This window comes from Streptomyces sp. HSS9-12 (genome assembly GCF_054963655.1).
In genome coordinates, this window is sequence record NZ_JBUEGC010000018.1 from 81,027 (window position 1) to 93,807 (window position 12,781).

The 12,781-nt window shown below is 70.0% G+C and carries 11 protein-coding genes, 2 tRNA genes and 1 pseudogene; 4 read left to right on the plus strand and 10 right to left on the minus strand.

All coding sequences use genetic code 11. The features are described 5' to 3' along the window. The first annotated feature begins 3 nt into the window (after positions 1–3). Both ACY34J_RS12305 and ACY34J_RS12310 read left to right on the plus strand, forming a co-directional pair. Positions 4–675, plus strand: coding sequence for an ABC transporter permease (locus tag ACY34J_RS12305; protein WP_462728397.1), 672 nt, complete (start codon positions 4–6; stop codon positions 673–675). A 33-nt stretch (positions 676–708) separates the two neighbouring features. After that, on the plus strand, positions 709–1,644 hold the full coding sequence (locus ACY34J_RS12310) for an ABC transporter substrate-binding protein (RefSeq protein ID WP_462728398.1): 936 nt from the start codon (positions 709–711) through the stop codon (positions 1,642–1,644). Positions 1,645–1,764: 120 nt separating this feature from the next. Here the strand turns inward: ACY34J_RS12310 and ACY34J_RS12315 are convergent. The 5 genes and pseudogenes from ACY34J_RS12315 to ACY34J_RS12335 form a co-directional block, all read right to left on the minus strand. Then, positions 1,765–1,911 (minus strand): annotated as a pseudogene (locus tag ACY34J_RS12315) (hypothetical protein); the annotation flags it as partial. A gap of 38 nt (positions 1,912–1,949) precedes the next feature. Then, positions 1,950–3,917 (minus strand): ABC transporter ATP-binding protein, encoded by a 1,968-nt coding sequence (locus ACY34J_RS12320; protein WP_462728399.1) that lies wholly within the window; start codon positions 3,915–3,917, stop codon positions 1,950–1,952. Next, positions 3,914–5,647: an ABC transporter ATP-binding protein gene (locus tag ACY34J_RS12325; protein WP_462728400.1), complete on the minus strand. Its 1,734-nt coding sequence runs from the start codon at positions 5,645–5,647 to the stop codon at positions 3,914–3,916. Before ACY34J_RS12325 ends, ACY34J_RS12320 begins: the two co-directional genes overlap by 4 nt. 299 nt (positions 5,648–5,946) lie before the next feature. Beyond that, positions 5,947–7,404, minus strand: coding sequence for an FGGY family carbohydrate kinase (locus tag ACY34J_RS12330; protein ID WP_462728401.1), 1,458 nt, complete (start codon positions 7,402–7,404; stop codon positions 5,947–5,949). 435 nt (positions 7,405–7,839) lie between these two features. Continuing rightward, positions 7,840–8,130: a YtxH domain-containing protein gene (locus ACY34J_RS12335; RefSeq protein WP_462728402.1), complete on the minus strand. Its 291-nt coding sequence runs from the start codon at positions 8,128–8,130 to the stop codon at positions 7,840–7,842. Between the two features lie 170 nt (positions 8,131–8,300). Here ACY34J_RS12335 and ACY34J_RS12340 point away from each other — a divergent pair. Next, positions 8,301–8,373, plus strand: a tRNA-Asn gene (locus ACY34J_RS12340). 179 nt (positions 8,374–8,552) lie between these two features. Further along, positions 8,553–8,629 (plus strand) — tRNA-Ile (locus ACY34J_RS12345). A 612-nt stretch (positions 8,630–9,241) separates the two neighbouring features. Here ACY34J_RS12345 and ACY34J_RS12350 read toward each other — a convergent pair. The 5 genes from ACY34J_RS12350 to ACY34J_RS12370 all read right to left on the minus strand — a co-directional run bounded on the left by ACY34J_RS12350 (position 9,242) and on the right by ACY34J_RS12370 (position 12,776). After that, a complete protein-coding gene (locus ACY34J_RS12350) occupies positions 9,242–9,649 on the minus strand; it encodes a type II toxin-antitoxin system VapC family toxin (protein WP_462728403.1) in 408 nt (135 codons plus the stop codon). Then, the gene (locus tag ACY34J_RS12355; RefSeq protein WP_462728404.1) at positions 9,646–9,921 is read right to left on the minus strand and encodes a hypothetical protein; all 276 of its coding nucleotides are present in this window, start codon (positions 9,919–9,921) and stop codon (positions 9,646–9,648) included. Before ACY34J_RS12355 ends, ACY34J_RS12350 begins: the two co-directional genes overlap by 4 nt. A gap of 105 nt (positions 9,922–10,026) precedes the next feature. Then, positions 10,027–10,188: a hypothetical protein gene (locus ACY34J_RS12360; RefSeq protein ID WP_462728405.1), complete on the minus strand. Its 162-nt coding sequence runs from the start codon at positions 10,186–10,188 to the stop codon at positions 10,027–10,029. 105 nt (positions 10,189–10,293) lie between these two features. Continuing rightward, entirely contained in the window at positions 10,294–11,547 is a 1,254-nt protein-coding gene (locus ACY34J_RS12365; RefSeq protein WP_462728406.1) for an SLC13 family permease, read from the minus strand. A gap of 107 nt (positions 11,548–11,654) precedes the next feature. After that, the gene (locus ACY34J_RS12370) at positions 11,655–12,776 is read right to left on the minus strand and encodes a PrpF domain-containing protein (RefSeq protein ID WP_462728407.1); all 1,122 of its coding nucleotides are present in this window, start codon (positions 12,774–12,776) and stop codon (positions 11,655–11,657) included. Between the last annotated feature and the right edge of the window lie 5 nt (positions 12,777–12,781).

Consider the following 12,781-nt stretch of genomic DNA (forward strand, 5'->3'; position numbering starts at 1 on the left):
GCCGTGCTCGAACTCCTCCAGAACCTCGCGCGCTGGCTGGTCAGCGGCGACCAGTGGGCCGGCCCGGAGGGCATCGCCGCCCGCCTCCTGGAACACCTCCAGTACTCGCTGCTGGCCACCCTCGTCGCGGCCGTCATCGCCCTCCCGGTCGGCCTGCTCATCGGCCACACCGGCCGCGGCGCCTTCCTCGCCATCAACCTCGCAGGCTTCGGCCGCGCCCTGCCCACCGTCGGGCTGGTCACTCTGGTCTTCCTGGCCAGCGGCCTGTCCCTGTGGCCGGTGTACGTCTCACTTGTGGCCCTCGCCATCCCGGCCATCGTCACGAACACCTACGCCGGGATGGCCGCGATCGACCCGGAGGTGAAGGACGCCGCCCGCGGCCAGGGCATGCGCGGCCACCAGGTCCTCCGGCAGGTCGAACTCCCCCTCGCCCTCCCCCTGATCATGACGGGCATCCGGCTCGCCGTCGTCCAGGTCGTGGCCACCGCCACCATCGCCGCGTACGTCAGCTTCGGCGGGCTCGGCCGGTACGTCTTCGACGGACTGGCCCAGCGCGACCTGGTGCAGGTCCTCGGCGGCGCGGTGCTGGTCGCCCTGATGGCCGTCGCCCTCGACCTGGCTCTCGCCGCACTGCACCGCGCGCTCTTCCGCCACCGCCCGGCCGCCGCCCGCTGACCATCCCAGGAGATTCACATGCAGCCTCACCCCATGAAGCGCAGGAACCTGATCGGCGGCCTGCTCGCCGCCGCGGCCGTCCCCGCCCTCGCCTCCTGCGGCAGCGGCATCACCTCTCTCAAGGAGCAGGGCGGCACCGGCGACGAGGGCGGCAGCAGCGCCGGCGGCCTCGTCATCGGCACCGCGAACTTCACCGAGAACCAGATACTCGGCTATCTGTACGCCGAAGTCCTCCGCGCCGCGGGCGTCAAGGTCACCGTCAGGCCCAACCTCGGCTCACGCGAGATCGTCGTCCCGGCGCTGCGCGGCGGCGACATCGACCTGCTTCCCGAGTACCAGGGCAGCCTCCTTCTCCACCTCGACGACAAGGCGAAGGAAACGGAGGCCGGCGACTTGCAGAACGCGCTCACCGTCGCTCTCCCGAACGGCATCGAGGCACTGCCCTACGCCGCCGCCGAGGACAAGGACGTCTTCGCCGTCACCCGTGAAACCGCTGAGAAACGCGGCCTGCGCAGCATGGCCGACCTCCGGAAGTACGACGGCGACCTGGTCTTCGGCGGCCCCGCCGAAGACAAGACGCGGGTGGTGGGGCTGGTCGGGCTGAAGGAGGTGTACGGCGTCACCTTCCGCGAGTTCAAGGCCCTGGACGCCTCCGGGCCTTTGGTCAAGGGCGCGCTGAAGAAGGGCCAGGTCGACGTCGCGAACCTCTTCAGCACCGACGTCGACATCGAGGAGAACGGCTGGGTCCCGCTCGCCGACCCTCAGAACCTCATCCCCGCCCAGCACGTCGTCCCCCTGATTCGCAGTGGCAAGAACGACGTCGTGGTGCGGCGTGCCCTGGCCCGCCTCGGGACGGCACTGACCACTGACGACCTGGCCCGCCTGGACGCCTTGGTGGACAAGGACAAGAAGGACCCGGACCGGGTGGCCGCCGAGTGGGCCGAGCAGCACGGCCTCACCAAGAGCTGACTCCGCAGGAGTTCGGGAGGAGCAACCGATGCCCAACTCGCTGGTCGAACGCCAACCCATCGGCGTCGTAGGGCGACCTCCTTGCCGGTCAGCGCGACGTGGGACAGGCCCCGCGTCGGCCACCACGACAGCAGCGGTCAACTGCCAGTCGGCGAGCGCGTCAGGCAGGCCAAGGGCCAGACGCCACTTCTCCTGGTGCCCGGTCCCCTCGGGGACCCCGGCCGCCTGGCTGCGGTCCGGGTCCCCTGGCCCCATCCCTTCCACCATGCCCCCGACCAGCCAAGATCGGCAGGACTAACGAAGCACTACGAGTCGACCTCGGCCACGGCCTGCGCGAACTGCGCCGCGTACAGCCGGGCATAGGCACCCCCGGCCGCCAGCAGCTCCTTGTGCGTGCCCTGCTCCACGATCGAGCCGTTCTCCATCACCAGAATCACATCGGCGTCGCGGATCGTGGAGAGCCGGTGCGCGATGACGAAGCTGGTACGGCCGTGGCTCAAGGTCGCCATGGCCCGCTGGATGAGCACCTCGGTACGGGTGTCCACCGAGCTGGTCGCCTCGTCCAGCACCAGGATCACGGGGTCGGACAGGAACGCCCGGGCGATGGTGATCAGCTGCTTCTCGCCCGCGCTGACCCCCGTCCCCTCGTCGTCGATCACCGTGTCGTAGCCGTCGGGGAGCGTACGGATGAACCGGTCGGCGTGTGCCGCACGCGCCGCCTCCTCGATCCGTTCGCGTGCAGCCCCCTCCATGCCGTACGCGATGTTCTCCGCGATCGTTCCGCCGAACAGCCAGGTGTCCTGCAGCACCATGCCGATGCCGGACCGCAGCTCCTCGCGGGACATCGCGGCGATGTCGACGCCGTCCAGGGTGATCCGGCCGCCGGTGACCTCGTAGAAGCGCATCAGCAGATTGACCAGCGTGGTCTTGCCGGCGCCCGTCGGGCCGACAATGGCCACCGTCTGGCCCGGTTCGACGGACAGCGACAGGTCCTCGATGAGCGGCTTGTCCGGCTCGTAGCGGAAGGACACATGCTCCAGTTCGACGCGCCCCCGCAGCTCCTGCGGGCGGGCCGGCTGGGCCGGCTCCTCATCCTGCTCGAGGGCGTCGAGCAGCTCGAAGACCCGCTCGGCGGAGGCCACGCCCGACTGCACCAGGTTGGACATGCTGGCAACCTGCGTCAGCGGCTGGCTGAACTGCCGCGAGTACTGGATGAAGGCCTGCACATCGCCGATGGACAGCGCACCGGAGGCGACCCGCAGCCCGCCCACGACCGCGACCAGCACATAGTTGATGTTGCCGATGAACATCATGGCGGGCTGGATGATCCCGGAGATGAACTGGGCCCTGAAACCGGACCGGAACAGCGCCTCGTTCTGCTCGTGGAAGGCGGCGGCCGACTCCTCCTGCCGGCCGAAGACCTTGACCAGCGAGTGCCCGGTGTACATCTCCTCGATGTGCGCGTTGAGTTTGCCGGTGGTCTTCCACTGGGCGACGAACTGCGGCTGCGCCCGCTTGCCGACCGCCGTCGCCACGACCACCGACACCGGCACCGTGACCAGGGCGACCAGCGCCAGCAGCGGCGAGATCCAGAACATCATCGCCAGCACGCCCACGATCATCAGCATCGAGTTGATGATCTGACCCATGGTCTGCTGCAGCGTCTGCCCGATGTTGTCGATGTCGTTCGTCGCCCGGCTGAGCACCTCGCCGCGCGGCTGCCGGTCGAAGTACGACAGCGGCAGCCGGGACAGCTTCGCCTCGACGTCCTCGCGCAGCCGGAAGACGGTCCGCTGGATCACATGCGCCGCCAGCCGGCCCTGTACGACGCCGAAGAGCCCCGAGGCCACGTACACCGCGAGCACGGTGAGCAGCACCGTACCCACCGCCGAGAAGTCGATGCCCTGGCCGGGCGTGAAGTGCATGGAGCCGAGCATGTCGGCGAGCGTGCCGTGGCCCTGCTGCCGCAGCTGCTCGACCGCCTGCTCCTTGGTCGTCCCGGCGGGGAGCTTGCCGCCGATGACGCCGGAGAAGATCAGGTCGGTGGCGTGGCCGAGGATCTTCGGGCCGAGGACGGAGAACGCGACCGTGGCGGTGCCGAGCGCCAGCACGGCGTACAGATGGGCCCGGTCGGGGCGCATCAGGCCCAGCAGGCGCTTGCCGGAGCCCTTGAAGTCCATGGACCGCTCGGCGGGCTGGCCGCCCATGAAGCGCATCGGTCCGGCGGCCGGAGCTGGGCCCCGCCGCGGAGTCATCTGCTGCTGGGCGCTCATGCCGCCTCCTGCTCGGTGAGCTGGGAGAGCACGATCTCCCGGTATGTGGGGTTGGTGTCCATCAGTTCGTGGTGGGTGCCGGTGCCGACGACCTGGCCCTCGTCGAGGACCACGATGCGGTCGGCGTCCCGGATGGTGCTGACCCGCTGGGCGACGATCACGACGGTCGCCTCGGCGGTCTCGCGGGCGAGCGCCAGCCGCAGCGCGGCGTCGGTGGCGTAGTCCAGGGCCGAGAAGGAGTCGTCGAAGAGGTAGATCTCCGGGCGGCGGACCAGTACCCGCCCGATGGCGAGCCGCTGCCGCTGCCCGCCCGAGACATTGGTGCCGCCCTGCGCGATCGGCGCGTCCAGCCCGCCTTCCAGCCGCTCCACGAAGTCCCGCGCCTGTGCGACCTCCAGGGCGTGCCACAGCTCCTCGTCGGTCGCGTCCGGCCGGCCGTAGCGCAGATTGGACGCGACGGTCCCGGAGAAGAGATACGGCTTCTGCGGTACGTAGCCGACAGTCTCCGACAGCAGGGCCGGGTCGAGCTCCTGTACGTCCACGCCGTTCACCAGCACCTGGCCCCCCGTCACATCGAAGAGCCGCGGCACCAGCCCCAGCAGGGTGCTCTTGCCGCTGCCCGTCGAGCCGATCACCGCGGTCGTCTCGCCCGGCCGGGCGATCAGATCGACGCCGCGCAGCACGCTCGCCTCGGCGCCCGGGTAGCGGAAGTCGGCGCCACGCAGCTCAAGATGCCCATTCCGGCGCAGTCGGCGTACGGGTTCGGCGGGCGATACGACACTCGACTCGGTGTCCAGGACCTCCTGGATTCGCTCGGCGCAGACCTCGGCGCGCGGCACCATCATGAACATGAAGGTGGCCATCATCACGGACATCAGAATCTGCATCAGATAGGAGAGAAAGGCCGTCAGCGCGCCGATCTGCATGCCGCCGCCGGCGATCCGGTGCGCGCCGAACCACAGCACGGCCACGCTGCTGACATTCACCACCGTCATCACCAGCGGGAACATCAGCGCCATCAACCGGCCCGCCCGCAGCGCCACATCCGACAGGTCGTCGTTGGCCTGCTGGAAGCGCCGCTGCTCGTACCCGTCCTTCACAAAAGCGCGGATGACGCGGATGCCGGTGATCTGCTCGCGCAGCACCCGGTTCACGGTGTCCAGCCGCTCCTGCATGGTGCGGAACAGCGGCCGCATCCGCCGTACGACCAGGCTGACCACGATGCCCAGCACGGGCACGATCGCCAGCAGCAGCGACGACAGCGGGACGTCCTGGCCGAGCGCCATGATGATGCCGCCGACGCACATGATGGGCGCGGAGACCATCAGCGTGCAGGTCATCAGCACCAGCATCTGCACCTGCTGGACGTCATTGGTGGTCCGGGTGATCAGCGACGGCGCGCCGAAATGTCCCACCTCGCGGGCGGAGAAGCTCTGCACACGCTCGAAGACGGATGCGCGGATGTCGCGGCCGATGGCCATCGAGGTGCGCGCGCCGAAATACACGGCGCCGATGGAGCAGATCACCTGGAGCAGGGTGACGGCGACCATCAGGCCGCCGGCCCCCAGGATGTAACCGGTGTCACCTTTTACGACACCGTTGTCAATGATGTCGGCATTGAGGGTGGGCAGATAGAGGGTGGCCATCGTCTGCAGGAACTGCAGCACGACGAGCAGGGCGATGGCCCGTTTGTACGGTCGGAGGCAGGGGCGCAGGAGACGGATCAGCACGCGGGAGTCTTTCGGTCGGCGCGGCGGGGGCCGGTGCGGCGATGAGGGCTTCGGTGGAAAGGAGTCGTGGCGCATCGGAATTGTCGCCCCGTGGCTGCGAGGCGCAACCGCATTTCGGCAAAGCCGGGTGGTGGCGCAACTCGCCTGTGGGGGAGGCGACTTGGGCTGGAACGCGCGTGAGCGCGGCGACATTCCATATTCCCCCATTGCGCCACCCGGTGCCGCTGCACGCCCGTAAATTGCCGCTTCGCCCTCAGCGCAAGCGGAACAGACTCTTGCATTCCTCCTACGCAGCGGGTTCAGAGTGTCGCGAACGCGTCCGGGTGGGTCTGGTCGCGCACCGCCGCGTACTGCTGCCGTACGGCCTGACCGACGGCCAGCTCATCGCCCGGCTCGAACACCTGGGACGCGGCGCCCTGCCAGAGCGGCGGCTGCTGAGGCGACAGCGTCCCCTGCGTCACGCCGAGGGCCCAGGCCGCCTGCCGGGCCGCGCCCACTGCCGCATAGTCCGCGGGTTGCGGCACGACGATCCGCGCGCCCAGTACACCCGGCGCGATCGCCTGCACGGCGGGCAGCTCGGCGGCCGCCCCCAGCAGGAACACCCGCTGGACCGCGACGCCTCGCGCGCGCAGCACATCCAGCGCGTCCGCGAGCCCGCACAGCATCCCCTCGAACGCAGCCCGCGCCAGATGCTCGGGCTTCATGCTCTCGCGCCGCAGCCCGGCGAGGGTTCCGGCGGTGTGGGGCAGATACGGGGTCCGCTCACCCTCCAGATACGGCAGCATCACCAGCCCGTGCGCGCCGGGTGTCGACTTCAGCGCCCGCGCCGACAGCTCGTCCAGGTCCATGCCCAGCAGCTCGGCGGTGCCGCGCAGGGTGCGTACGGCGTTGAGGGTGTAGACGACCGGCAGATGCAGCCCGGTCGCGTCGGCGTACGAGGTGATCGTGCCGGAGTGGTCGGCCAGGGCCTCGTGGTGCACGGCGAAGATCGACGCGGAGGCGCCGAGCGAGACCACGGCGTCGCCGATCCCGACGCCCAGGCCGAAGGACGCGGCCATCGTCTCGCCGGTACCGGCCGATATCAGCAGGCCCTCGGGTGTGGTCCCGGCCGGCTCGGCCGGCCCGAGCACGTCCGGGAGATCGATCGGCCGGCCGAGCGCCAGCTCCACCAGGTCCGGGCGGTAGCTGCTGGTGGCCGCAGACCAGTAGCCGGTGCCGGAGGCGCCGCCCCGGTCGGTGGTCCGCCGGAAAGGCCGCCCGAGCAGCTGCCACACCAGCCAGTCCTGCGGCTGCAGCGCGGCGGCGATGCGTGCGGCGGTCTCGGGCTCGGTCCGGGCCAGCCAGCGCAGTTTGGCCAGGGGCTGGGCCGCGTACGGTACGGAGCCGACGGCCTCCGCCCACGCCCGGCGCCCGCCGAGCGCATCGATGAGATCGGCGGCCGCGGACTGCGCGCGCTTGTCGTTGCCCAGCAGCGCGGGGCGGATGAGGGAGCCCTCGGAGTCGAGCACCACCAGCGCGTTCTGCTGTGCGGATACTCCGATGGCCTGCACACCTTCCAGCAGCCCGCCGCTGGCGGCCTCGCCGAGCGATATCAGCCAGGCCTGGGGATCGATCTCGGTGGGTTTGCCGCCGGTGTCGCCCTCGTCCTCGACGGGGTGCGGTGCGTATCCCTGCCTGAGCACGTCGCCTGTGTCCGAGTCGCAGACAACGATGCGTGTGTAGTCGGACGAACTGTCCAACCCGGCGACTATCCCCATGACCCCCGATGATGCCGTACGTCGAGCCCGGAGGCCGTATGCAGCCCTGCCCGTCTGCCTCTGGGACGAGCGGGCGGCCAGGGCCGGACCCCTCGTGGCGAGCGACGGGCCGCACGGCCGATTTCCGCCCCTGGCCCGGCGGCGCCGCCTGTGGCCCGGCGGCCCGAGGCGTGGTTGGCCTCGCGGGGCCCTGCGGCTGTGTGGGTGCGCACCAACGGGGGTGCGCGGTGGCGCCGGGCTTGGCCCAGGCTCGGTTCCCGCGTCGGCTGGGAGGAGGCAGCGTTGACTGAGGCGGCGACGAGCTTGCCGGACGTCTGGCCCAGGTGCCGGCCCGAGCGTCCCGATGAGGGGTCGGCCCCCACGGGGCCCGCGAGAGTGGGCGGCCGCGGCACCCGCGGCCTCACGGTGCCGCGCCGCGCCGCCGCCGCGGGGGCCTCAGGTGTTACTCGTGCCCCACTCGTCTTCCTCCTCCGCTCCGCGCTGATTCCGCAGGGAGCGAACGCGGTCGGTCACCGAGTCCGGCAGGCGCGTGCCCAGCTTGGCGCTCACCTTCACGGCGAGCTCACGGCCGCTGTGCACCGCGGCCTCGGCCGTATTGCGGACGGCCGGGTTCTGCGCGACCTCCCGCGCGGTCTTGCGCAGTTGTTCGTACCGCTCCCGGCCGGCGCGCGCACCCAGCACGTAACCGACGGCCACTCCGGCGAGGAACGTGAGCCGGTACCGCATGGCTACCACCCTTCGATCGACGCGTACGGGGGCGCCCGTCCCGCCAGGTTGGCCCCCGGCGGGAGCCTGCGCGAATACCGATTTCGGAGCACCCCCTGGCATGCGCTAATGTATTGCTCGCAGCGAGGGAGCGCCCCCGGGAAACCGGTCGGGCGGATCCGAGCGAGCAGTCCCCTGTAGCTCAATTGGCAGAGCAGCCGGCTGTTAACCGGCAGGTTACTGGTTCGAGTCCAGTCGGGGGAGCCCATGACAAGGCCCCGGTCCAGCGGGGCCTTTTTTCATGGCGTCATGGAGCCGGGAACCGCCGACACGGTGATCGATGTCCTCCAGACGAGGTGATCGCAGCCCACACGGGCGGCAGATCCTATGAGCAGCTATGCTGCGGCAGACGGCGCGCACAAGTGTGCGCGACGCGCCGATACGGGGCGGTAGCTCAGCCGGTTAGAGCAGCGGACTCATAATCCGTCGGTCGTGGGTTCGAGTCCCACCCGCCCCACCAGTAATGTGCTTTGACCTGCAGAAACGTCACTTTGGTGGCTCTGAGTGACGACTCGGGGTCGCCGGGGGAGAATCCGCTGCTCGCAAGTACCGTTTGGGGTGCCACAGCGGGTGCGTGGTTGCCCCGACCAAGGTCCTGACCTGCGGTAATGCAACACATGCTTGTCTGCTGGAGGTTACGCAGCGGAGCCGGAATGCGAGATCCGGTGGACGCTCAGTGGACGCGAGGCAACGGAGACGGGGCGCGGGAAGTCGCGCGGCCTGGCCGGCGCCCCTCTCCCGGCCCGGCTGCCGGACGCCTCTCCAGCGATCCTTAGGGGTCCCGTCCGTGGATGTGACCCCGCCAGTCTCGGCCGGGTGTGGCGACCGGCCCTCGTCCTCATGGAAACGCTGGACCCCGACTGGCCCGACCCCGCAAGGAGGGTGAAGGTATCGTCGCCGCCATGTCTGCGGGAGTTGGCCATCTGCCGATGATCGAGTGTGAGGCTGGTCCGGTCGGTCAGGGGCGCCTTCGGCGGCGCTCCGCGCCAGCCTGAAGGTCACCCTGGGCAGCCCTGACCAGACCGAACAACGGTCTGACTATCGGGCGACCCGGGAACCTCTGGCGCCAGGTTCAGACGTCCTTGATCTGTACGCGGTCGCCGCACAGTTTCGACCAGTCGTCGCGGTCCGAGGTCAGCACAAGCACGGGCGCCGGGGAGCGGAGCGCCATCGCGGCCACGAGAGCGTCGATGGCGTACTTGTGGCCGTGCAGGCCGCCTGTGTCGCTCAGCAACTGCACCGCGGTGAGACTGTCCGCCTGGCTGACCTCCTGGACCTGGAGCCGGGAAAGCACCCAGCGCAGCCGGGCGGTATCCGTCTTCCCGTAGACGGCCTCCACCACTGTCAGGGCCGACACGAGGACGGGCACCGCTACGCGCCGGGCGGCCTCGATCCGGGTGACCATCTGGCGGTCGTTGCGCAGGAGCAGCGACAGGGCTTGGGAGTCCAGAACCAGGGACCTGGCCGCGGGTGTCTTCATGCGGCGCTGTCGCCGGACGCGTACGGCGCCGGTGCGTCACCGAACAGTTCGCGCTGCGCAGCCTGTACCTCGGCCTCGCTCAGCGGTTCGTGCTCGGCTTCGTACGCGGCCACGATCTCGGCGAGGCCGTCCATCGCCAGCTGATGCCGGACGGCCGCGGTCACGTACGCGGACAGGCCGCGCTTGCCGGTGCGCGTGCGCAGAGCGCCGAGGAGTTCCGAGGGCATCGAGACGGAGATGTTCTCCGTGCCACCGGGGCGAGGAGACTTCATGTAGGTCAGTCTAGTACAGGAACTATTACATCGGGTGGAATGCTGCGCGGCCCGCATCGTTCTTGGAGAGCATGAGAGCGCATATCGGCAACGTCTCCGGCTGTATCACCTAGCGGGGCGAGCAGCGCAGGCTGCTTCCAGGGTGGACTCCCGCACGCGGGCCTGGTCGACCAACTGCCCGATCAACTGGGCATCCGGCAGGTCCGCGGACAGTTCGACCTGCCGGAGCTCTGCAACCGCCTCGATGGAGGCCGCCACTTCGCTCATCAGGTGCTCTTCACTGACCGGGAGTTATGTCGAAGACCGTACAGACCCGCTCGGCGCGATCACCGCGCCGAGCGGGCGGCCGACGTCTCGTTGCCGTCCTGTGCTCTAGGACCAGGGCAGGACCAGGGCGCCCCAGGCGACGACGGGGCCGAGGGCGACGATGCCGCCGGTGTAGCTGATCACCTGGCGGTAGAAGCGGCGGGCGTCGACGCCACGGGCGTTGGCCAGGACCAGGGCACCATTCGTGGAGAAGGGGGAGGTGTCGACGATCGTGGTGGACACCGCCAGGGCGGCGATCAGCCCGGCTGCGTTGAGGTGGCCGGAGAGCAGCAGTGGCACGGCGATGGGGATGATCGCCGTGAGGATCGCGGTGGACGAGGCGAACGCCGAGGTGATGGCCACGGTGAAGCACAGCAGCAGGGCTACGACGATCGGGGCGCCCAGGCCCGCGGCGTGCTCGGAGATCTCCTCGATGATGCCGGCCTTCTCGAGCATCGCGATGTACGTCATCATGCCGGCGACCAGCAGCAGCGTGGACCAGCTGATGCCGTCGACCGCCTTCTCCTGTCGCTTCATGTCCACCAGGGCCAGTAGGGCTCCCGCGACCAGGGCCAGGAAGCCGATCTCCAGCTGGAAGCCGAGCGCCCCGACGACGAGGGCGAGCAGGCAGCCCAGAGTCAGCCACTGCCGCCAGTCGGGCCTGCCGGAGACGGCGAGATCCTCGTCGTCTCCGGTCGCGTCGTCTGTTTCGGCCAGTGGAACAGGACGCTTGGCCAGCAGCGCGTAGGTGAGCAGTGACAGCACCAGGTTGATCACGAAGCTGGCGGTGAACAGCGCGACGGGAGACACGTGCAGTTCAGTCTTGTCGACCAGGCCGAGGACCAGCGCACCGGAGACGGCGAGCGGGGAGAACGCGCCCGCGTGGCCGCCGCTGATCACCATCATGCCGACCACCAGCGGGTTCAGCTTGTAGTGGTGGGCGAAGTTCATGCCGATCGGCGCGAGGATCGCGACGGCGGCCGGGGTGAACGTACCGAACGCCGTCAGCAGGGCGGCCACCAGGAACAGCACCCAGGGGATGAGCGCGACCTTCCCGCGCACCAGCCGCACGCCGGCCGCGACGAGCAGGTCGATGGTGCCGTTGCGGCGGGCGACGGAGAACAGATACGTGACACCCACGATCGTCACGAACAGCTTCACCGGAAAGCCTTCGAAGATCTCGTCCTCGGTGAGGCCGAGCGAGGCAGTGCCGACCGCGAAGGTCGCGACGAAGGCAAGAATGCCCAGGTTGATCGGCAGGACGGTGCCGATCACGAACATCACCAGCAGCGCGCCTATGGAGATCACTTCAGGAGACATCTTTGTTCCTTGGTGCAGGAGGGGACGGGAGTGCGCGCCCCGAGGGCGCGAGGCTACCCCGGTGTGGACGGCTGGGGACCGGCCGCCCGAGGTGGGATGCGTCCCGGTCAGGAAGCCTTGCGTGCTCCCCGTTCCGGTACGTAGATGCGGGCGTCGGCGAGCAGCCGGGCGGCCCGCTGCACGGTGACCCGCTCCGGGACGCCGTCGCGGACGTCCGAGCAGCGGACCGCCACGACACCGGCGGGGGTGCCCAGGCGCAGCCATTCGCCGCGCTCTTTGGCGGCGGCCCGGGAGACCACGGAGTCCTCCAGCAGGCCCGCGGCCGCGACGGCGACGGCGGAGGTGAGACCGATCGCCGGGTGGGGGGCGTTCATGGTGAGCATGCGTACCGAGACGTCGTAGTCCTCGGCGGCGATGGGTTCGCCCAGGGTGGTGGTGTACGGCACCGGGGGGCCGATCAGGCCCACCTTGGGTACCGCGTCGCCGGGCTCTTGCCCCGGCTCGAGGAGTCCCATCAGCGGTGCGGCCGCGTGCCGGACCGCGCGCAGCCACGGCACGTCGGCGCGCATCTGGTCCGGGGTCTCGGCGCCGGTGCGCCCGACGCCGAGCGCGTCCACGAGAACCACGGGAGCGCCCGCGTCCACCATGCTCACCCACTGCGGCGCCGCGGTGCCGAGCCGCAGTTCGTCGGCCGCCCGCCCGGTGGGCAGCAGCGAGCCCGTCGTGCCGCCGGCCGGGCGGAGGAAGGTGAGGCCGACCGCCACGCCGCCGGCCCGGGTGCCCGGCACGGTCTGGTCGCCGAACTCGTGCACCACGCCGCCCGTGGTGTCCACCACGCCTTCCAGCAGCGCGCCGGTGTTGCTGTTCCGCATCACCACGCGGGTGCGGTCACCGGTGACGGGCACCAGCCCCTTCGCTACTGCGTACAGTGCGATGCCGGTGGCGCAGTTGCCGCAGTTGCTGGTCCACTCCACCGTGCCGGTGCCGATGCCGACCTGCGCGAAGAGGTAGTCGACATCCACGGCGGGCTCGGGTGAGATGCCGACGACGGCGGCCTTGGAGGTGGTCGGTGTCGCTCCGCCCACCCCGTCCAGCTCCACCGGGTCGGTGGAGCCATAAGCAGCGACCAGCAGCTTCTCCAACTCGCTGCGGTCGGTGGGGACATGGACCTGGCTGAACAACCAGCACTTGCTGGTGCCGCCACGTACCAGGGTCGCGGGAGTGTGCACGGCTT